This window comes from Microbacterium sp. BK668, assembly GCF_004362195.1.
Classification (GTDB): Bacteria; Actinomycetota; Actinomycetes; order Actinomycetales; family Microbacteriaceae; genus Microbacterium.
Genome location: NZ_SNWG01000001.1, coordinates 2,950,566 through 2,969,224, shown reverse-complemented (window position 1 = coordinate 2,969,224; position 18,659 = coordinate 2,950,566). Strand labels below are relative to the sequence as shown.

Below are 18,659 nucleotides of genomic sequence, written 5' to 3'. Positions count from 1 at the left end.
GGCCGATATGAGCACGCCGATGACGCCCGCCGGGTGCGTCGCCGGCTCCCGGCTAGGCTTCTGCCTCATGGCGGAGCTGTACACGTGGCCGGAGATCTTGACGGCGCTTCTCGACCAGCGCGACCTCAGCGTGTCGGAGTCGACCTGGGCGATGCGCAAGATCATGCGGGGCGAGGCCACGCCGTCGCAGCTGGGCGCATTCCTCGTCGCGCTGCGCGCGAAGGGCGAGACCGTCGACGAGATCGTCGGCTTCCGCGACGCCATCCTCGAGGCCGCGCTCCCGCTTCCCGTCGACGCCGCGGTGCTCGACATCGTGGGGACCGGCGGCGACCGCTTCGGCACGGTGAACGTCTCGACGATGGCGGCCGTCGTGGCCGCGGCATCCGGAGTCCCCGTCGTCAAGCACGGCAACAGGGCGGCCAGCTCGGCCTCGGGGTCGAGCGACGTGCTCAGCGCGCTCGGGATCGACCTGACGCTCTCGCCCGACGCGGTGGCCGAGACGCTCGGCCGCGCCGGCATCACGTTCGCCTTCGCATCGGCCTTCCACCCCGGCTTCCGCCACGCGGGACCCACGCGCGCGGAGCTGGGCGTGCCCACGGTGTTCAACTTCCTGGGGCCGCTGTGCAATCCGGCGCGCGCCGAGGCGAACGCGGTGGGGGTGGCGCACCTCGACCGCGTTCCGCTCATCACGGGCGTCTTCCAGACCCGCGGCGCGACCGCGCTGGTCTTCCGCGGCGACGACGGCCTGGACGAGCTCACCACGACGGGCCACTCGCGCCTGTGGGAGGTCAGCCGCGGCGACATCCACGAGCACGACCTCGACCCGCGCGATCTCGGCATCCCTCTCGCCGAGATCGACGACCTCCTCGGCGGCGACCCCGCGCACAACGCCGCCGTCGTGCATCGCGTCTTCGCGGGAGACCAGGGCGCCGTGCGCGACATCGTCCTCCTGAACGCCGCGGCGGGAATCGTGGCGTACCGCCTCTTCCGGGATGCCGCGCAGGTCCAGCGTCCGATCCTCGAGCGCCTCGCCGAGGCCCGTGACGACGCGGCGGCGGCGGTCGACGACGGCCGGGCGGCCTCGAAGCTCGACGAGTGGGTCGCGGTCACGCGATCGCTCGCCGGCTGAACCCGCCGCGGCCGTCCGGTCCGTCGCGCGCCGCCGCCGCACCGGGAACGCGTGCGCCGGTCTTCCGGGGTCCGCGCCGCCGCCGCTAGCGTGTCGTCGAGGGCCCTATCCCCGAGGAGGACGACATGACCGATGCAGCCGCGACCGCCGACGCGATCGAGCCGCCCGCCAAGAAGGTAGGCCTCGTCAAGGCCGTCGGGATCCTCGGCATCCTCGGCGGCATCCTCCTGATCGTCGTCGGGATCGTCGCCTGGATCGCCGTCACGAGCCAGCTCGTCGCCGAGGACATCACGGTCCCCGACGACGCCGTGGCCTTCCAGGGCCAGCAGGTGACCGGGCCCCTCACCGCCTTCGTCCAGGCGGACACGATCAACCGGCACGCCCTCGAGGCCTCGGGCGGCAAGACGTATGCCGAGCTCGACCAGGACGATCCGGTGCGGGCCACCGTGATGCAGGCGTCCTTCCTCCGCGCATCGCTCTACACCTCGGTCGTCGCGTACGGCGTCTGTCTGTTCGCGGCGGCCGTCGGCATCCTCTCGATCCTCTTCGGATGGGCGCTGCGCCGGCTCGCCGACACCCCCGTCGTGGTCAAGCGCGCGGCACTGGCCGCCGCGCCGTGACGGCGGGATCGGCCCGGCGCGGGCAGGGGTCGCCGTGAACCCCTTCGAAGCGCTCACCGAGATCGCGACGCTCCTGGAGCGGGAGCGGGCCTCCCGCTACAAGTCCAAGGCGTTCCGCGCGGCGGCCGACGCCATCGCCGGCTTGAGCGACGAGGAGCTCCGGGATGCCGCGTCCCTCCGCCGGCGGAAGGGCATCGGCGACTCGACCTTCGCGGTCATCCAGGAGGCGCTCGACGGCGGCGTGCCCGGCTACCTCGTCGACCTGCGCGAACGAGCGGGAGTGGAGCGCGAGTCGGGGCTGCGGAAGCTCCTGCGAGGAGACCTGCACAGCCACAGCGAGTGGTCCGACGGGCTCACGCCCATCGAGCTCATGGCCGCCGCCGGACGCGCGCTCGGTCATGAGTACCTCGCTCTGACCGATCACTCGCCGCGCCTGCGCGTCGCGAACGGCCTGTCCCCGGAGCGCCTGCGGGCGCAGCGCGACGTCGTGGCCGGCGAGAGCGGTGAGGGCTTCACCCTGCTGTGGGGGATCGAGGTCGACATCCTCGACGCGGGCGAGCTCGATCAGGAGCCCGACCTGCTCGACGAGCTCGACGTCGTCGTGGCGTCGGCGCACTCCAAGCTCCGCATGGAGAGGGCGCCGATGACCCGGCGCCTCGTCGCCGCGGTGTCGAACCCGCGCGTCGACGTGCTCGGGCACGTCACGGGCCGGCTTGTCGAGGGTTCGCGCGGAACCAGGCCGCAGTCGACGTTCGATCCGAAGGCCGTGTTCGAGGCCTGCGCGGCGCACGGGGTCGCGGTCGAGATCAACTCGCGCCCCGAGCGGCAGGATCCGCCCGACGAGATGATCGCCCTTGCGCTGGAACTCGGATGCCTCTTCTCCATCGACTCCGACGCGCACGCGCCGGGTCAGCTCTCCCTCATCGATTACGGGGCCGAGCGCGCCGAGCGCCTGGGCGTCCCCGCGGAGCGCATCGTGACGACATGGCCGCTCGAGCGGCTGCGCGAGTGGACCGGCCTCCGCCGCGGGGGATGAGGCCGCCCGCGCTCGTCGGCGCGCGAGCGTATCGTGAACGACGGACCGTGGGGTGTCCGACGCGACGTGGCGAAAGGCGGGATCGGGGATGGCGACCGAGCAGCGGGATGCTCTCATCCGGCGTAACGACGAGGAGTTCGCGCAGCTGAGGGAGCTCGTCGAGCGGGTGCGGGCCGACGGCCGGATCGACGAGGAGTTCGCCGGCGATGCCCGGGACCGGAACGTGCGGGACGTGCTCGCTCACCTCCTCGCCTGGCACCTGCTGCTGGAGGGGTGGTACGAGGAGGGGATGATCGGCGGCTCTCCGGCGCTTCCCGCCGACGGCTACACCTGGCGCGAGCTGGACGCCCTCAACGCCGTGCTGCACGAGAGGTATCAGCACGCGACTCTCAGCGACATCGAGTACCGCCTCGATCTCTCGCACGCGGGGCTGCAGCGGCTGCTGCGGACCCACTCCGACGAGGAGCTCTTCGACGCCGAGGCCTACCCCTGGACGCGTGGCTCCCATCTCGGGGAGTTCTGCCTCGAGTGCGGCGGCAACCACTACGCGTGGGCCCGCAGGGCCATCACGACCGGCCTGCCGGCTCGCGTCACGCCGTAGTCGCGAGCGCCTCGACGATGCGCGTCATCGCGGATCCGATGCCCCAGCGCTCCGCGAGGGCCGCGGCATGCGCCTTCCTCCGCTCGTCGAGGGGACGCAGCCGCGAGTCGACATCGGGAAGGTCGAGGTCGCGCACGACCTCCACGACCGTCGGTGCGACGGCGAGGTAGGGGAGGGCTGTCGTGATCTTGGCCGCGACGCCGGCGGACATGCCCTGTCCGGCCTCGGCCGCCGCGATGATGCCGGCGAGGTCGCCGTGCGCTGCGAGAAGGGTCGCGGCGGACTTCTCGCCGATCCCCGCGACGCCGGGAAGGCCGTCGGAGGAGTCGCCGCGCATCGTGGCGAAGTCGGCGTACTGGCTCGGGAGCACGCCGTACTTGCGGACGACGACCTCGTCGGTGATCACCTCGAGGTTGCTCATGCCGCGCGCCGTATACACGACGCGGACGTCGCGCGCGTCGTCGACGAGCTGGAAGAGGTCGCGATCGCCCGTCACGATGTCGACCGGGAGGGAGGCCGTCGTGGCGAGCGTGCCGATGACGTCGTCGGCCTCGTGCTCGGTCGCGCCGACGATCGGGATGCCCACGGCCGCGAGCGTCTCGCGGATGATCGGGACCTGCGCCTCGAGCGGATCGGGGACGACCTCGATGTCGGGTCCGGCGTCGATGACCTCGGCGACCCGGTGAGTCTTGTACGAGGGGATGAGGTCGACACGCCACTGCGGGCGCCAGTCGTCGTCCCAGCACGCGACGAGGTGGGTCGGACGGTAGGTCGTCACGAGTTTCGTGATGATGTCGAGGAAGCCCCGCACCGCGTTGACGGGGGTGCCGTCGGGCGCCTTGACGCTGTCGGGGACCCCGTAGAAGGCGCGGAAGTACAGGGATGCGCTGTCGAGGAGCATGAGCCGGTCGGGCATGCGCTCATCCTGCCACGCCGGTGCGACGCGCCTCGGACGAGGCTCAGCAGCCGGGACCGCCCGGGTTCTCGAGGCACGTCCGCTCGACGAGGGCGGTCCGCACCTCCACGACGCGGACGTCGTACCCGCCGGTCGTCGACGAGACGAATCCCGGCACGGGGCGCCAGCCGGTGCCGAAATCGACCGCGGCCGAGTACTGCACGGTGACATTCACGGGGTAGGTGCCGCGCTCCCGGTAGACGTGGCTCGTCGACGTCGGCGTGAACTGCGCCTGGCCGAGCTGCGCCCACGAGGCGCCGCCCGAGGCGGTCCGCTGGGTCGAGCCGTCGCCGTACTCGAACACGAACCCCGCCGGACGGAAGCGGACGGTCACGTCCCAGCCCAGGAGCGTCCCGGGGATGAGCTGCTCGGATGCCGCGGCGACCACGTTGGCCGGCATGCCGACGACGCCGAAGCCCTCGGGCTCGCCGGTCAGCGACGGCGCGGCCGGGCGGAAAGAGGCCAGGTCGTCGATCGTGACGTCGGGAAGGCCGACGACCGAGTAGATCGGCCGGCACAGCGGGCTGTCGCAGCCGTCGTCGACGGCGGGGTCCACCGGCCCGGGCGGGGTGGAAGGCCGGGATGGACGATCGCGAGAGTTGACGTTCTGGCCACCCGACCCACCGGACGAGCCGCTGCTCCCGGTGGAGGCGCCGATGTCGACCTGCGACCCGGAATTCGCGACGGAGCATTGACCCGTCCAGGCACTGTCGCTATAGCAGTTCCCGCCACTTGTGGGCGCACCCGTCAGCAGGAGCACCAAGGCGAGTGTGCCGATTAGCAAGGAGCGTCGGACCCTTCGACCTTAGAGATCAGGAAGCCGGTCGAAGAGCCCTCTGCTCGATCGAGGGCAACGACTGCTGACTGAATGGCTGGGCGATCTGCACCTACTTGCGACGCACCGCTGGCGTCGCGTACGTCGACTCCGCTCACGTCCGTGCACACCGCGAGAGCAACCTCGGGCGGATCAGGGTTGTACTCCTTCTGCGTGATGGCAGTGATTTTGGTCTCGCCTGACACGACCCAGCCGTCCGCGTGCATGCGACTGAGTGACCTGCGCTCGCCGGCGTTCGCCTCGCCGGTCGTCCAGGCGTAGACGGGCTCGAACGTCTCCGGATCGCTGAGATCCACCTGGTTGAGGGCGTCGACGTACGCGCGGTAGGTGGCCTCGGCCGCGGCGAACGCCTCCTCCTCCGACGTGAAGGCCGGCGTCGGCTCGGGAGCCGGCTGAGGCGAGCACCCCGTCGCCACGGCGACCGCGAGCGCGAACGCTGCGACCGACGTGACGAGGCGGAACTTCACGCGACCACCGTAACCACGGCGCCTGAGGGTCGCCGCACTTATCCACAGCACCGGCCGGCGTCGTGGGCACCGAACCGCGCCGCACCGACCGTTCATCCGTCGTCCGTCGCGGCGTCGCCTCCTGTGCGATCCCCGGTCACCCGAGGCCATGAGCGTGGATCGGACGGTTGCGCGCAACCGACGACCGGGAGACAGATGAGCAGTCGCGACACGGTGCTGGCCTGGGTGGAGTCACCCCTCCAGCTGATCGGCGCGGCCGAATGGGCGTCGGCACACGACCGCGCGGTTCCGATCGCGGGCCGCCTCACGACCCGGATGTCGGAGACCGCCGACGAGCTCGTCGCGCGCGGCGCGCTGTTCGGTGCGATGGAGCCGTATCTCGGCATCCCGTGGAAGCTCCTCGCCCAGCACGACCACTGGCTCATCGGCGACGGCTTCTCGGGACAGTTCCGCCTGGCGCTCACGGCGCTCCGCCCCCGGCGGCTCACCTTCCTCGACGACGGCGCGAACACGCTGCCGTTCGCCCGGGCGCTCGTCGGGACGGGACCGTACGCGCGCCCGGGTGTGGAGGAGGGGCGGATGACTCGGACGCTCGCGCCGTTCGCCCTCGAGCGCACGCTCCGGATCGCCGCCGCACGGCGTGTCACGCTGTTCACGGCCTTCGACATCGCCGAGCGCGAAGCGCTCGCGCGTCGAGGCGTCGCCGTCCGGAACCACCGCTTCGAATGGACGCGGGCCGGCGCGCCGAAGGGCTCCGGCCCCGGACCGCGCGTGCTCATGGGCAGCGCCCGGCCCGTCGACGGGCGGATGGCGCTCGGCGACTACCTGCGCTGGGTGGCCGGGGTCGCGGCATCCGGTCCCGTCACATATCTGCCGCACCGTCGCGAGCCGAAGGCACAGCTCGACGCCGTCAACGAGATCGCCGCTGTCACCGTTTGGGCGGCCGGTCTCCCCGCCGAGCTCGTGCTGGCCGGCGCCCGCGGGCCGCTCGAGATCTTCACCCTCCCGTCGAGCACCGCCACGACGCTCCCGCTCGTGCTGCACGGCGCACGGTTCACGATCCGCACGAGACCTGTGCGCACGAGCGAGGTGGCGTCGTGAGCGAGGTGGTCGCGATCATCCCGGCCCGCGGCGGGTCGAAGGGCGTGCCGCGCAAGAACCTCCGCCGCGTCGGGGGAGTGCCGCTCGTCGCCCGCGCCATCGCCGCCGCCCGCCGGAGCGGAGCCGTCGACCGGATCGTCGTCTCGACCGATGACGCCGAGATCGCCGCGGTCGCCCGCGAGTGGGGCGCGGAGGTCGTCGACCGGCCCGCCGACATGGCCGGCGACACGGCGAGCTCCGAGAGCGCGGTGCTGCACGCCCTCGGCGTCCTCGCCGAGCGGGGCGTCGACGTCTCGGCCGTCGCCTTCCTGCAGGCGACCTCGCCATTCATCCACACCCCCGCCCTGGCCGAAGCCGTGCGCCTCGTACGCTCCGACCGCTTCGACTGCGTCTTCGCGGCCGTGGAGACGTACGGCTTCCTGTGGGCTCGGGATGCCGCGTTCGAGGCCGTTGCGATCAACCACGACGCGGCGCACCGCCCGCGCCGCCAGGACCGCGATCCCCACCACCTCGAGACGGGCGCGTTCTACGTGGTCGACGCCGCCGGGTTCGCGGCATCCGCTCACCGCTTCTTCGGCCGGATCGGGATCGTCGAGGTGCCCGAGCGCACGGCGATCGAGATCGACACCGTGGCGGAGCTCGAGCAGGCGCAGGCGCTCGCCCCGCTCATCGACGCGCCCGAGCCGATCGACGTCGACGTCGTCGTGACGGACTTCGACGGCGTCCACACCGACGACACCGTCGCGGTCGACGACGAGGGCCGCGAATCCGTGCGGGTCAGCCGCGCCGACGGCATGGGCGTCTCGCTCCTGCGAAGGGCGGGCGTCCCGGTGCTCATCCTCTCGACCGAGACGAATCCGGTGGTCGGCGCCCGCGCCCGCAAGCTCCGGGTCGAGGTGCTCCAGGGCGTCGACGACAAGGCGGACGCGCTGCGTGCATGGGCGGATGCCGCGGCGGTCCCCCTCTCGCGCATCGCCTACCTCGCCAACGACGTCAACGACCTCGCGTGCCTCGAGCTCGTCGGCTGGCCCGTCGCTGTGCCCGGCTCCCACCCCCTCGTCCTGGCGGCCGCACGCGCCGTCGTCGACCGGCCCGGCGGCGACGGGGCCGTCCGCGCGCTCGCCGACCGCGTGCTCGCAGCGCGCACGGCATCCCCCGTCCACGAAGAGAACAGGAGCGCACGGTGACCGTCACGATCGGAACGCGCGTCATCGGAGGCGGCCGCCCCGCCTACGTCATCGCCGAGATCGGCCTGAACCACAACGGAGACGTCGAGCTCGCGAAGCGGCTCATCGACCTCGCGGCCGACGCGGGCGCCGACGCGGTCAAGTTCCAGAAGCGCACCCCGGAGCTCGCGACGCCCGAGCACATGCGCGATCTTCCGCGCGAGACGCCGTGGGGCACCATGTCGTACCTCGACTACCGCCGGCGCGTGGAGTTCGGCCGGGACGAGTACATCGAGATCTCCGACCATGCGCTCCTCCGCGGCCTGGAGTGGTTCGCGTCCCCGTGGGACGCGCCGAGCGTCGCCTTCCTCGAAGACCTCGGCGTCGTCGCCCACAAGGTCGCCTCCGCCTCCGTCACCGACGTCGAGCTGCTCGAGGCGCTCCGCGAGACCGGGAAGCCCGTCATCCTGTCGACCGGGATGTCGACTATCGAGCAGATCGATCGGGCGATCGACGTGCTCGGCACCGACCGGCTCGTGCTGATGCACGCCACATCGACGTACCCGATGGAGCCCGAGGAGGCGAACCTCCGCGTCATCCCGGTGCTCCGGGAGCGCTACCCCGGTGTGCCCGTGGGCTACTCCGGCCACGAGCGCGGGCTGCAGATCTCGCTCGCGGCGGTCGCGCTCGGTGCCGTCGCGATCGAGCGTCACATCACGCTGGACCGCACGATGTGGGGCTCCGACCACGCCGCGTCGCTCGAGCCGACCGGGCTGCAGCATCTCGTGCGCGACATCCGCGTCATCGAAGCGGCGCTCGGCGACGGCGTCAAGCGCGTGTTCCCCGGCGAGCTCGCACCCATGGCGAAGCTGCGGCGCGTACCGGCGTGACGGCCACGCCGCAGCGGCGGCTCCGGGTGGTCGGCATCGCCGACACGGATTCGTACGTCAAGTGGGCCGCGGCGCTCCTGGCGGCCCTCGACCCCGAGGACTGGGAGGTCGAGCTCCTCGTCCTCGACACGCCCGTCGTCGTGAGCGAGCAGCAGCAGCGCGCGGCGCTCGCGGGAACCGGGCTGGAGCGCGTCATGAGGGTGACCTTCGCGGCACTCGGGACGCGCCTCGCCCGGCAGCCTCCCGACGCGGTCCTGATCGCGGCCAGGGGGCCGCTCGTGCGGGTGGTCGCACGGCTCGTGGCGGGTCTCGCACCGCGGCCGGTGCTCGTGTCGGGGCTTCCCGGGATCTCGGTCCCGGCGACGCGGAAGTCGCTCGTCTACCGCACCCAGTGCGACCTGTTCGTGCTCCATTCGCGGCGTGAGGTGCGCGAGTTCGCCGCCCTCGCCCGATCGCGCGGCCTCTCGCAGCGGTTCGCGCTCACGCGGCTCCCGTTCGCGGCGCGCTCGCCGGCCAGGACAGGCGATCGGCCGGAGGCAGGAGGTTTCGGGCCGGATCGTCCTGTCCTCGCCGATCCGCCTGTCCCGGGTGCGACGACGGCGGCAGGGCGCGCGCGGACCTGCACCGACCTCGTCTTCGCCGCGCAGGCGATCGTCCCGCGCGATCGCGCCGACCGCCGGCGGCTCGCCGAGCTCCTCGTCCGTGCAGCGCGCGCCGACCCGTCGCGCCGCGTCGTGCTGAAGCTCCGCGCGAGCGCCGGCGAGCATCAGACGCACGCCGAAGCCGACCCCCTGACCGACCTCGTGGCGTCGCTCGGTCCCCGTCCGGCGAACCTCGTCTTCTCGACGGCGCCCATGGCGACGGCCCTCGACTCCGCCGAGGGGCTCGTCACCGTCAGCTCGACCGCCGCGATCGAGGCGGTTGCCCGGGGCATCCCCGTCATCGCGCTCGACACGTTCGGCGTCTCCGCCCGGCTCATCAACGAGGTCTTCCAGGGCAGCGGGCTGTACGGAGGCGAGGAGGATGTCGTTGCGCGGCGGTTCCGGCATCCGTCGCCCGCGTGGCTGCGCGACAACTACTTCCACGATGCCGCCGACGACGACGTGGCCGTGCTCCTGTCGGCTCTCATCGCGCGCCGCCGGGAGGGTCGCCTGGCCGCCAAGCCCCCGCTGCGGCGGACCGGCGGGGCGCTCCGCGACGCGTGGGAGCGCAAGCTCGTGCTGGGCGACCGCGACCGGACGGTCGGCGGCGCCGTCGCGGGAGCGATCGGGATGCCCGTGCGCGGCGCCGTGCGGGCGCTGCAGCGAACGCGGGCCGCCGCGCGGCGGAGCATGCGCCTGTCGCGCGCGGCGTAGACCCGAGCACCGCGCAGTGCCATGCTGAGCGCGTGAGGCGGACAAATGCGCGGGGAGCCGTATCGCTCGCGCTGGCCCTCGTCGCCCTCGGGCTCACGGGGTGCGCGCAGCCGGCGGCGCCGGTCATCGAGCCGGTCGTGATGGAAGCGGACGATCTGCAGGGGCAGACGGTGCAGCTCGCCGTCGGACAGGTGCTCGACATCGACACGGGGTCGCTCGCGGTCGACAGCTACACCGGCGAGGTCGCCGATCCCGACGTCGCGGAGTTCGTGCCCGGGCGCGAGGACGGCGGCGCTCTCTACAACCCGGGAGTCAAAGGGCTCGCAGAGGGGACGACGACCGTCGTGCTGAAGAACTCCGACGGCGGGATCCAGAACGTCACGTTCACGGTCGAGGTCGACCGGTAGCGCCGGACTCGGTCAGCGTCTCGTGGATGCGGCGCAGGTCCTCCAGGAGCGAGCCCACGAGGATCCAGTGCGTGGAGGAGGGCCGGGCCACCGTGAGCTGCGAGGTCAGCGCCGCCGGCTCGTCCGCCGACCGCTGGGCGACGGTCTGCGGGGGCTCGGCGCGCCGCAGCTGCAGGCGCACGTCGTGTGCTGCGCGGTGCAGCTGATCCGCGATCGCCGGGACGGAGGGCTCCTCGTCGATCGTCGGGTCGTAGCGCTCGCTGCAGGCGCGGGTCATACCGATCATCTGCGTGACGATGGGCCGGAAGGTCTCCAGCAGGTCGGTCAGGGCATCCAGCTCGTCACGGTGCCGGCGGCTCCGCGGATTGAGCGTCAGCGACTCGCTGCCGGCGGCGATGGCGTCTTCCGCCGCTTCGAGCTTCGGCCGGACCGCGCGCGCGTCGTCGAGCAGCCGGGCGAGCTCCGACGGCGTCCGGGGCGACTCCAGCGCTCCGCCGAGGCGGTCGAGCGCGTCGGCGAGGGCGTCGCCCAGCTCGTCGACGGCGGCGTGAGCGGGGGCGACGGCGACGGGCGGCACGATCGCGAGATTGACGATGATTCCGATGACCGCGCCGATGAGCGTCTCGAGGATCCGGTCGACGGCGTACGACGGGGTCGCCGTGCCGAGGGCGAGGACGAGGATCCCGCTGATCGCGACCTGGTTCGCCGTGCCCGGCGTCATCCGCAGCGCCCACGCGAGAAGCAGGGCGACCGCCGTCGTCAGGAGGATGACCCACGTCGAGGTGCCGAGCAGGATGCTGAGCACCGACGCGATGAGCACGCCGGCGATGACCCCGACGCTGCGCTCGATCGCCCGCGTCAGCGACTGGTTGAGGCTCGGCTGCACGACGAGCAGCGCCGCGATCGCGGCGAAGACGGGCGGCGGCCCCGGAATGAGGAAGCCGGCGACGAGCCACGCCGCCGACGTCGCGACGGCGGACTTGACCACCTGCAGGAGCGGCGCGCGGCGCGGCGCGCGGATCGTGGCGGGCATGCGCATACGTCCACGCTAGGCCGAGGCATCCTTATCGGCCTCCGCGGCAAATGCAAGGGGGTAACGGTCCGGTCCTGTCCTGCATAGCGTCGATGGGACGTGCGGTGACCCGCACGCGAACACCGGACAGCACAGACACACCCTGGAAGAAGGTAACGCGATGAGCACGAAGGTGGAGAAGAGGATCCTCGTCAACGTCCCGCTCAGCGTCGCATACAACCAATGGACCCAGTTCGAGGAGTTCCCGCACTTCATGAGCGGCATCAAGTCCGTCACGCAGGTGGATGACAAGAACCTCCACTGGGTCGCGGAGATCGCCGGCGTGAAGCGCCAGTGGGACGCGACGATCCTGGAGCAGGTGCCCGACAAGAAGGTGTCGTGGGCAGCGACCGAGGGCGCGACGAACTCCGGCTCGGTGACCTTCGAGGATGTCGGCGGCGGGCAGACCCAGGTGCACCTCGTCCTCGAGTACGAGCCCGAGGGCATCGTGGAGAAGATCGGCGACAAGCTGAACGTCGTGGAGAACCGCGCGGAGGGCGACCTCGAGCGGTTCAAAGAGTTCATCGAGTCCGAGGGCTACGCGACGGGCGCCTGGCGCGGATCGGTCGGCACCGACACCGGCACGCAGGATCCCGGGATCGCGGCCGCCGCCGAGTCCCGCGGCGACAGCGGCAAGGCCGGTATCTCCGGAAAGGTTGCCGCCGGCGTGGGACTGGCCGCCGCCGCCGCGACGGCCGCCGGTGTGGCCGCATCGGCGGCCGCGAAGAAGGACTCCGGCGACACGGAGGATGTCACGCTGACACCCGCCACCGGATCGCCGGACTTCGTCGCGCCCGCCGAGGTGACCGACACCGAGCTCACCGAGCCGGGGGTCGTCGATGCGACGACCCGCACGGCGGACGACCCGCTGTACACGCAGGACCGGACGACAGGCACCACTCCGTAACGGCACCACCCCTGACGGCACCATCGCCCGCCGGCGCGACGGATCATCGGTCCGGTCGAGCCGGCGGGCGCCGTCGTCCCACTCGCCTGGGCGCCCGCCGCTGCTCTCTGTAGAGCTATCGCGACCGCCCACGCCGATGTCTTCGCGCCCGCCTAGGCTGGGTGGCCGTGACGGAACCGGCCGAGCTCCTGCGTGAGGAGCGCGACGGCGCTCGCGCGCGCCTCGAGCTCCTCGACGCCGAGCTCGACGAGCTCCGGGCCGACCGGGGCCGCGAGTCGGCCGACGACGAGCACGATCCCGAAGGCGCGACGCTGTCCGGCGAGTGGTCGCGCCTGTCGGGCCTGCGGTCGGCCGCGCTGGCCGAGCTCGCCGACATCGACGCGGCGCTCGCCCGGGTCGGTGCGGCGGCTTACGGGGTCTGCGTCGACTGCGGAGGGCTAATCCCGGACGCGCGCCTCGAGGTCCGGCCGACGGCGACCCGCTGCGTCGAGTGCGCATCGAAGGCGGGTCGCTGATGTCCTTCGGGCGCGCGGGCGGACGCCCCCGCAGCGACGGCTTCCCGGTCGTGGCTCACGGCGACCCCTGCCCGTGCGGAAGCGGAGCGCGCTTCGACGGATGCTGTGCCCCGGTACTCCGCGGAGAGCCGGCCGCGACGGCCGAGCGCCTCATGCGCTCGCGCTACACAGCCTTCGTCGTGGGTGACGACCGCCACCTGGTCGCGACGTGGCATCCCGGAACACGACCGGACTCCGTCGACCTCGATCCACGCCTGCGGTGGACGGGGCTCGCCATCGTGGCGACCGACGCGGGACGCGAGGGCGACCGACGAGGGAGAGTCGAGTTCCGCGCGTCCTGGCGAGACGGCGGGACGACGGGCGTGCTGCACGAGACGAGCCGGTTCGTGTTCCAGAGCGACCGCTGGTGGTATCTGGACGGCGACCTCGTGTGACGCTCCGCCGGCCCGGTCAGCCGAAGCGACTTAGACTGACGCGATGTCGAGCCTCCCCGCCGCGCTGGCCCGGGGTCCTGTCGTCCTCGACGGCGGTCTGGGCACGCTCCTCGAGGAGCGCGGCAACGACCTCTCCTCGTCGCTGTGGTCCGCTCAGCTCCTGCTCGATCGACCGGCGGAGATCCGCGCGGCGCACGAGGCCTTCTTCCGTGCGGGAGCGCGCGTCGCGATCACGGCCTCGTACCAGGTCAGCTACGAGGCCCTGGAGGACGCGGGACTGGACGCACCGGCGGTCGATCTGCTGCTCATGCGCAGCGTGGCGCTGGCCCGACGCGCGCGCACCGACACCGGTCACGACCACGACGCCTGGGTAGCGGCATCCGTCGGGCCCTACGGGGCGACCCTCGCGGACGGCAGCGAGTACACGGGCGACTACGGGCTCTCGACGGCGCAGCTGCGCGCCTGGCATCGACCGCGGCTGCGCGCGCTCGCCGCGGCGGGTCCGGACCTGCTCGCCATCGAGACGATCCCGTCGCTCTCCGAGGTCGAGGCGCTCGCCGCCGAGCTTCCGGGGCTGGGGGTTCCGGCGTGGCTCAGCGTCACCGTCTCCGGAACGTCGCTGCGGACGGGGGAGAGCCTCGCCGACGCCTTCGCCATCGCCGACGCCACGGAGGAGATCCTCGCCATCGGCGTCAACTGCTGCGACGCCGACGATGTCGCGGGCGCCCTCGCGCTCGCACGCACCGTCACCGACAAGCCGCTGGTCGCCTACCCGAACAGCGGCGAGACGTGGAATGCCGAAGACCGCTCATGGTCGGGGCGCGGTGCGCACCTGGCCGAGCACGTGGACGGGTGGCTCGCAGGCGGTGCCCGGCTCGTCGGCGGCTGCTGCCGCGTCGGCCCCGCCGAGATCCACCGCGTGGCCGAGACCGTCGCGGCGGGCGCGCCGAGTCGACACGACTGAGCCGTCGTCCTACGCTGACCAGCACGCGAGGAAGGGGCGTCCGTGAGCCTTCGCCGGCAGATGCTGCGACGCAAGCCGATCGTCCCGCCGGCCGAGCATCCGGGCGGGCTGCAACGGCGCCTGGGCACCTTCCAGCTCGCCATGCTCGGCGTCGGCGCCACCGTCGGGACGGGCATCTTCTTCGTGATGCACGAGGCGGTGCCGCTGGCCGGTCCCGCCGTCATCCTGTCGTTCCTGCTCGCGGGGCTCGCCGCCGGGCTGTCGGCCGTCTGCTACGCCGAGCTCGCCTCGGCCGTGCCGGTCTCGGGGTCGACCTACTCGTACGCCTACGCGACCATGGGCGAGATCGTGGCGATCGGGGTCGCGGCGTGCCTCGTGCTCGAGTACGGCGTGTCGACGGCCGCCGTCGCCTCCGGCTGGAGCGGATACCTCAATCTGCTGCTCGAGGATCTCTTCGGGTGGAGCGTCCCGCCCGAGCTGAGCGCCGCCCCCGGGGAGGGCGGCATCCTGAACCTCCCCGCCGTCGTGCTCGTGAGCCTGTGCGCCGTCCTGCTCATCCGGGGAACGCGCGAGTCCGCGGTCGTCAACGTGGTGATGGTGCTGATCAAGCTCGGAGTGCTCGTGATGTTCGGCGCGATCGCCTTCACCGCCTTCAGCACCGACAGCTTCGCCGACTTCGCCCCGGCGGGGGCGGCGGGGGTCACGGCCGCCGCCGGCACCATCTTCTTCACCTTCATCGGGCTCGACGCCGTCTCGACGGCGGGAGACGAGGTCCGCGACCCGCAGCGCGCCCTCCCGCGCGCCATCCTCCTCGCCCTCGCGATCGTGGTGGGGGTCTACCTCTTCGTCGCCGTCGCGGCACTGGGCACCCAGCCCTGGCAGGATTTCTCAGACCCCGCGCAGCAGGACGCCGGCCTCGCCGTGATCCTGCAGGACGTCGTCGGCGCAGCGTGGCCCGCGACCGTCCTGGCGGCGGGTGCCGTCGTATCGATCTTCTCCGTGACTCTCGTGACGCTCTTCGGCCAGACGCGCATCCTCTTCACCATCGGGCGCGACGGACTCCTGCCCCGGTCCTTCGCGCGGGTGAACCCCAAGACGCACACGCCCGAGTTCACCACTGTCGTCGTCGCGATCGCCGTGGCCCTGCTCGCGGGCCTCGTGCCGCTGTCGAATCTGTGGGACCTCGTGTCGCTCGGCACCCTGATCGCGTTCATCGTCGTGTCGATCGGCGTCATCGTCCTCCGGAGGACCCGACCCGATCTGCCGCGGGGATTCCGCGTGCCGGGATACCCGGTCGTGCCGATCCTCTCGGTGATCGCGTGCGCGTACATCCTCTCGGGACTGCCGTGGACCACCTACCTCTGGTTCCTCCTGTGGCTCGCCGTCGTCATGGCCTTCTATCTGCTGTGGGGACGGCATCACAGCGTGCTAGGCGACCCCGTCGCCGAGGCCCGCGAGGAGGCGGGGGAGGAGGCGTAGTCAGCGGAGCACGCGCCCCGACAGGGCGAGGCTCGCTCGCCGAGGCATCCACCCCACCAGTTTCGCGACGACCGCGTTGGACCGCCCGCCGACGAAGCTCGGGGGAGTGCTGCGGCGGTCGAGCTCCTTGAGGGTGCGCGTGACGACCTGTTCGGTCGTCTGATAGCGACCGACCGCGGCGTCCTCGCCGCCCACGACGTCGAAGAACTCGGTGCGCGTGGCACCGGGGCTCACGGTCAGCACCGACAGCCCCGACCCGCGCGTCTCGTACGCGAGCGCCTCGGTGAAGCTCAGGACGAACGCCTTCGTCGCGCCGTAGACGGCCATATTGGGGCACGGCTGGTAGGCGCCCGTGCTGGCGATGCTGACCAGCGCGCCGTCACCCGCGGCCACGAGGTCGGGAAGGAACTCGCGCGTCAGCGCGACGACCGACGCGACGTTCACCTGCACCATCTCGGCGATCCGCGCGGGGTCGGCGTCGATGAAGGCGCCTTTCATGCCGAACCCGGCGTTGTTGACGAGGGTGTGCAGTCGGATGCCTCGCTCTTCGAGCGTTGCGCGGATCGTCGCGGTCGCGCCGGGCGCGTTGAGGTCGACGGCGACGGGGGTCGCGGTGATGCGGTGGTCGGCTTCCAGCCGCGAAGCGAGTTCGCGCAGCCGGTCCTCGCGGCGGGCGACGAGCACGACATCGGCGCCGCGCGCGGCGAACTGCCGTGCGAACTCCTCGCCGAGGCCGGAGCTCGCGCCCGTGATGAGAGCGGTGGTTCCGCGGTACGTCATGGTCATGGGACCCAATGTAGACACTGACAGCATTGTTGTCAATGTCTACTTCGGGATAGGCTGTCTGCATGCCGGAGCGCTCGTATCACCATGGCAACCTCCGCAGTGCGCTGCTCGAGCGCGCATGGGATGTCGTCGATTCGGGCGGCGTGGAGGGCCTCTCCCTCCGCAGCATCGCGCGCGACCTCGAAGTGAGCCACGGCGCCTCGGCGCGGCATTTCCGCGATCGCCAGGCGCTGCTGGATGCGCTGGCTGTCGAGGGATTCGCGCGACTGAACGCAGCGCTGGAGGAGTCCGCCGATGCGGAGGAGACCTTCGCGGGCCGTCTCGAGGCGGCCGGGCAGGCGTACATCTCCTTCGCTGTCGCCCACCCCGGGATCCTCGGCGTCATGTACACCGCCAAGCACCACCCCGAAGCAAGCGCCGAGCTCGCCGAGGCGAGCCATGCCGGCATGAGCGGGCTCATCGCTCTCGTCGAGGCGGGCCAGGCCGCGGGTGAGGCGCGAGAGGGCGACGCCGCGCAGCTCGCGCTCATCGCCTTCGCCGCGGTGCACGGCGTCGCGATGCTCTCGACGGACGATCTGCTGGACGGGGTGGGTCCCGAAGACGCCGCCCGCGCGGTGCTGGGGTTCCTCACCGAGGGACTGCGCACCTCATCGACGACGCCGATCACGGGCTGAGCGCTTCTCGCACCCCGCCTTCGCCCGGCGCGGGCGGCTGAGGAATAGCCCTCCTCGCGACGGTGTTCCCGGTGACGTGGACCCGCAGCCCGTCGATGTCGTCGTGATCGGCGCCGGCCAGGCGGGGCTGTCGGCGGGCTATCACCTGCGGCGACGCGGCTTCCTTCCCACGGGCGATGCCGCACCCGGCGACGGCACCTTCGTGGTGCTGGACGCGAACGAGCGGCCGGGCGGCGCCTGGCAGCATCGGTGGGCGTCGCTGCGGATGGGGACCGTGAACGGCATCCACGAGCTGCCCGGCTTCCCCGTCCCGCCGGCCGACCCGGCGGCGCCGAGCCGCGACATCCTGCCCGCCTACTTCGCCGACTACGAGGAGCGCTACGGCCTCGGCGTGCAGCGCCCGGTGGAGGTGCGAGCGGTGCGCCGGGAGGACGACGACCCGGGGGGACGGCTGCTGGTCCAGACCGATCGCGGCACGTGGGCGGCTCGTCACGTGATCAACGCGACGGGCACCTGGACCCGCCCCTTCTGGCCGCACTATCCCGGCCGGCACCGCTTCCGCGGGCTACAGCTCCATGTCGCCGACTACGCATCGGCCGACGAGTTCGCCGGCAAGCGGGTCGTCATCGTGGGCGCCGGAGTGTCTGCGCTGCAGCTTCTCGACGAGATCTCGCGGGTGGGCGACACCGTGTGGGTGACGCGGCGCGAGCCGCAGTGGATCGACGACGAGTTCGACATCCCGGCACGGGTGGCCGCGATCGCCGGGGTCGAGGCTCGCGTGCGGGAGGGACTGCCGCCCGGCAGCGTCATCTCGGTCACGGGCATGCACTGGACTCCCTGGGCGCGTGCTGCGCGCGAGCGCGGCGTCCTCACGCGGCATCCCATGTTCACCTCGATCGAGGAGGACGGCGTGCGGATGCCGGACGGCTCGTTCGAGCCGGCGGACGTCATCCTGTGGGCGACCGGATTCCGCGCCGCGATCGACCATCTCGCACCGCTGCGCCTGCGCACGGCGCACGGCGGGATCCGCGTGGCGGACCGCCGCGCCCTGGATGAGCCGCGGCTCTTCCTGATCGGCTACGGCCCGTCGCAGTCGACCGTGGGCGCCAATCGCGCCGGGCGCGACGCCGTGCGCGCCATCGCCGCGCATCGCGCTCCGGCGGCGGCCGCCTAGCCGCTCCGGGACCGGCAGTCAGGCAGCCCCGCCCGCACGGCCGCCGCCTCGCCACCCGGCGTCGGGTCGTCAGGCCGCCGCCCGCACGGCCG

At 72.3% G+C, this 18,659-nt stretch carries 21 protein-coding genes; 16 read left to right on the top strand and 5 right to left on the bottom strand.

Annotated features, from left to right (window positions below; all coding sequences use genetic code 11):
* Positions 1-67: 67 nt before the first annotated feature.
* From trpD to EV279_RS13345, 4 genes are all read left to right on the top strand, one after another.
* On the top strand, positions 68-1,129 hold the full coding sequence (gene trpD, locus EV279_RS13360) for an anthranilate phosphoribosyltransferase (RefSeq protein ID WP_133544249.1): 1,062 nt from the start codon (positions 68-70) through the stop codon (positions 1,127-1,129).
* Between the two features lie 125 nt (positions 1,130-1,254).
* A complete protein-coding gene (locus EV279_RS13355; RefSeq protein ID WP_133544247.1) occupies positions 1,255-1,749 on the top strand; it encodes an aromatic ring-opening dioxygenase LigA in 495 nt (164 codons plus the stop codon).
* Between the two features lie 34 nt (positions 1,750-1,783).
* Positions 1,784-2,785, top strand: coding sequence for a PHP domain-containing protein (locus tag EV279_RS13350; protein WP_133544245.1), 1,002 nt, complete (start codon positions 1,784-1,786; stop codon positions 2,783-2,785).
* Between the two features lie 88 nt (positions 2,786-2,873).
* Positions 2,874-3,386 (top strand): ClbS/DfsB family four-helix bundle protein, encoded by a 513-nt coding sequence (locus EV279_RS13345; RefSeq protein ID WP_133544243.1) that lies wholly within the window; start codon positions 2,874-2,876, stop codon positions 3,384-3,386.
* Here EV279_RS13345 and EV279_RS13340 read toward each other — a convergent pair.
* The 3 genes from EV279_RS13340 to EV279_RS13330 all read right to left on the bottom strand — a co-directional run bounded on the left by EV279_RS13340 (position 3,376) and on the right by EV279_RS13330 (position 5,643).
* Positions 3,376-4,302, bottom strand: coding sequence for a 5'-3' exonuclease H3TH domain-containing protein (locus EV279_RS13340; RefSeq protein ID WP_133544241.1), 927 nt, complete (start codon positions 4,300-4,302; stop codon positions 3,376-3,378). The two genes, EV279_RS13345 and EV279_RS13340, sit on opposite strands and share 11 nt — an antisense overlap.
* 43 nt (positions 4,303-4,345) lie before the next feature.
* A complete protein-coding gene (locus EV279_RS13335) occupies positions 4,346-4,897 on the bottom strand; it encodes a hypothetical protein (RefSeq protein WP_243728566.1) in 552 nt (183 codons plus the stop codon).
* Between the two features lie 221 nt (positions 4,898-5,118).
* A complete protein-coding gene (locus EV279_RS13330; RefSeq protein WP_133544237.1) occupies positions 5,119-5,643 on the bottom strand; it encodes a hypothetical protein in 525 nt (174 codons plus the stop codon).
* A 195-nt stretch (positions 5,644-5,838) separates the two neighbouring features.
* Between EV279_RS13330 and EV279_RS13325 the strand changes: the two genes are divergently transcribed.
* The 5 genes from EV279_RS13325 to EV279_RS13305 are packed head-to-tail and all read left to right on the top strand — an operon-like array spanning position 5,839 to position 10,562.
* Complete coding sequence (locus EV279_RS13325) at positions 5,839-6,744, top strand: hypothetical protein (protein WP_133544235.1); 906 nt, start codon at positions 5,839-5,841, stop codon at positions 6,742-6,744.
* On the top strand, positions 6,741-7,931 hold the full coding sequence (locus EV279_RS13320) for an acylneuraminate cytidylyltransferase (RefSeq protein WP_133544233.1): 1,191 nt from the start codon (positions 6,741-6,743) through the stop codon (positions 7,929-7,931). The genes EV279_RS13325 and EV279_RS13320 overlap by 4 nt, the downstream gene beginning before the upstream one ends.
* Positions 7,928-8,800 (top strand): N-acetylneuraminate synthase family protein, encoded by an 873-nt coding sequence (locus tag EV279_RS13315; RefSeq protein WP_133544231.1) that lies wholly within the window; start codon positions 7,928-7,930, stop codon positions 8,798-8,800. Before EV279_RS13320 ends, EV279_RS13315 begins: the two co-directional genes overlap by 4 nt.
* Positions 8,797-10,155 (top strand): DUF6716 putative glycosyltransferase, encoded by a 1,359-nt coding sequence (locus EV279_RS13310; RefSeq protein WP_133544229.1) that lies wholly within the window; start codon positions 8,797-8,799, stop codon positions 10,153-10,155. The genes EV279_RS13315 and EV279_RS13310 overlap by 4 nt, the downstream gene beginning before the upstream one ends.
* A 32-nt stretch (positions 10,156-10,187) precedes the next feature.
* The gene (locus tag EV279_RS13305; protein WP_133544227.1) at positions 10,188-10,562 is read left to right on the top strand and encodes a hypothetical protein; all 375 of its coding nucleotides are present in this window, start codon (positions 10,188-10,190) and stop codon (positions 10,560-10,562) included.
* Here EV279_RS13305 and EV279_RS13300 read toward each other — a convergent pair.
* Positions 10,540-11,601, bottom strand: coding sequence for an FUSC family protein (locus EV279_RS13300; protein WP_133544225.1), 1,062 nt, complete (start codon positions 11,599-11,601; stop codon positions 10,540-10,542). The two genes, EV279_RS13305 and EV279_RS13300, sit on opposite strands and share 23 nt — an antisense overlap.
* Positions 11,602-11,755: 154 nt before the next feature.
* Between EV279_RS13300 and EV279_RS13295 the strand changes: the two genes are divergently transcribed.
* The 5 genes from EV279_RS13295 (at position 11,756) to EV279_RS13275 (ending at position 15,933) form a co-directional block, all read left to right on the top strand.
* On the top strand, positions 11,756-12,541 hold the full coding sequence (locus EV279_RS13295) for an SRPBCC family protein (protein ID WP_133544223.1): 786 nt from the start codon (positions 11,756-11,758) through the stop codon (positions 12,539-12,541).
* A 167-nt stretch (positions 12,542-12,708) separates the two neighbouring features.
* A complete protein-coding gene (locus EV279_RS13290; RefSeq protein ID WP_243728565.1) occupies positions 12,709-13,056 on the top strand; it encodes a TraR/DksA C4-type zinc finger protein in 348 nt (115 codons plus the stop codon).
* Positions 13,056-13,490 (top strand): YchJ family metal-binding protein, encoded by a 435-nt coding sequence (locus EV279_RS13285; RefSeq protein ID WP_133544221.1) that lies wholly within the window; start codon positions 13,056-13,058, stop codon positions 13,488-13,490. Before EV279_RS13290 ends, EV279_RS13285 begins: the two co-directional genes overlap by 1 nt.
* Before the next feature lie 43 nt (positions 13,491-13,533).
* A complete protein-coding gene (gene mmuM / locus EV279_RS13280; protein ID WP_133544219.1) occupies positions 13,534-14,454 on the top strand; it encodes a homocysteine S-methyltransferase in 921 nt (306 codons plus the stop codon).
* Between the two features lie 60 nt (positions 14,455-14,514).
* On the top strand, positions 14,515-15,933 hold the full coding sequence (locus tag EV279_RS13275; RefSeq protein WP_133544961.1) for an amino acid permease: 1,419 nt from the start codon (positions 14,515-14,517) through the stop codon (positions 15,931-15,933).
* On the opposite strand, the gene EV279_RS13270 is transcribed toward EV279_RS13275, so the two are convergent.
* A complete protein-coding gene (locus EV279_RS13270) occupies positions 15,934-16,719 on the bottom strand; it encodes an SDR family oxidoreductase (RefSeq protein ID WP_133544217.1) in 786 nt (261 codons plus the stop codon).
* A gap of 62 nt (positions 16,720-16,781) precedes the next feature.
* On the opposite strand from EV279_RS13270, the gene EV279_RS13265 reads away from it, so the two are divergent.
* Together EV279_RS13265 and EV279_RS13260 are read left to right on the top strand one after the other, a co-directional pair.
* Positions 16,782-17,393, top strand: a complete 612-nt coding sequence (locus tag EV279_RS13265) for a TetR/AcrR family transcriptional regulator (RefSeq protein ID WP_133544215.1) — start codon at positions 16,782-16,784, stop codon at positions 17,391-17,393.
* Positions 17,394-17,469: 76 nt separating this feature from the next.
* Positions 17,470-18,567, top strand: a complete 1,098-nt coding sequence (locus tag EV279_RS13260; protein WP_133544213.1) for an NAD(P)-binding domain-containing protein — start codon at positions 17,470-17,472, stop codon at positions 18,565-18,567.
* Positions 18,568-18,659 lie beyond the last annotated feature (92 nt).

Coding starts and splice junctions, on each gene's coding strand:
- EV279_RS13355 (WP_133544247.1), top strand. CDS start 1,255: ATGACCGATGCAGCCGCGACCGCCGACGCGATCGAGCCGCCCGCCAAG.
- EV279_RS13325 (WP_133544235.1), top strand. CDS start 5,839: ATGAGCAGTCGCGACACGGTGCTGGCCTGGGTGGAGTCACCCCTCCAG.
- EV279_RS13270 (WP_133544217.1), bottom strand. CDS start 16,719: ATGACCATGACGTACCGCGGAACCACCGCTCTCATCACGGGCGCGAGC.
- EV279_RS13295 (WP_133544223.1), top strand. CDS start 11,756: ATGAGCACGAAGGTGGAGAAGAGGATCCTCGTCAACGTCCCGCTCAGC.
- EV279_RS13265 (WP_133544215.1), top strand. CDS start 16,782: ATGCCGGAGCGCTCGTATCACCATGGCAACCTCCGCAGTGCGCTGCTC.
- EV279_RS13275 (WP_133544961.1), top strand. CDS start 14,515: ATGCTGCGACGCAAGCCGATCGTCCCGCCGGCCGAGCATCCGGGCGGG.
- mmuM (WP_133544219.1), top strand. CDS start 13,534: ATGTCGAGCCTCCCCGCCGCGCTGGCCCGGGGTCCTGTCGTCCTCGAC.
- EV279_RS13285 (WP_133544221.1), top strand. CDS start 13,056: ATGTCCTTCGGGCGCGCGGGCGGACGCCCCCGCAGCGACGGCTTCCCG.
- EV279_RS13340 (WP_133544241.1), bottom strand. CDS start 4,302: ATGCCCGACCGGCTCATGCTCCTCGACAGCGCATCCCTGTACTTCCGC.
- EV279_RS13345 (WP_133544243.1), top strand. CDS start 2,874: ATGGCGACCGAGCAGCGGGATGCTCTCATCCGGCGTAACGACGAGGAG.
- trpD (WP_133544249.1), top strand. CDS start 68: ATGGCGGAGCTGTACACGTGGCCGGAGATCTTGACGGCGCTTCTCGAC.
- EV279_RS13300 (WP_133544225.1), bottom strand. CDS start 11,601: ATGCGCATGCCCGCCACGATCCGCGCGCCGCGCCGCGCGCCGCTCCTG.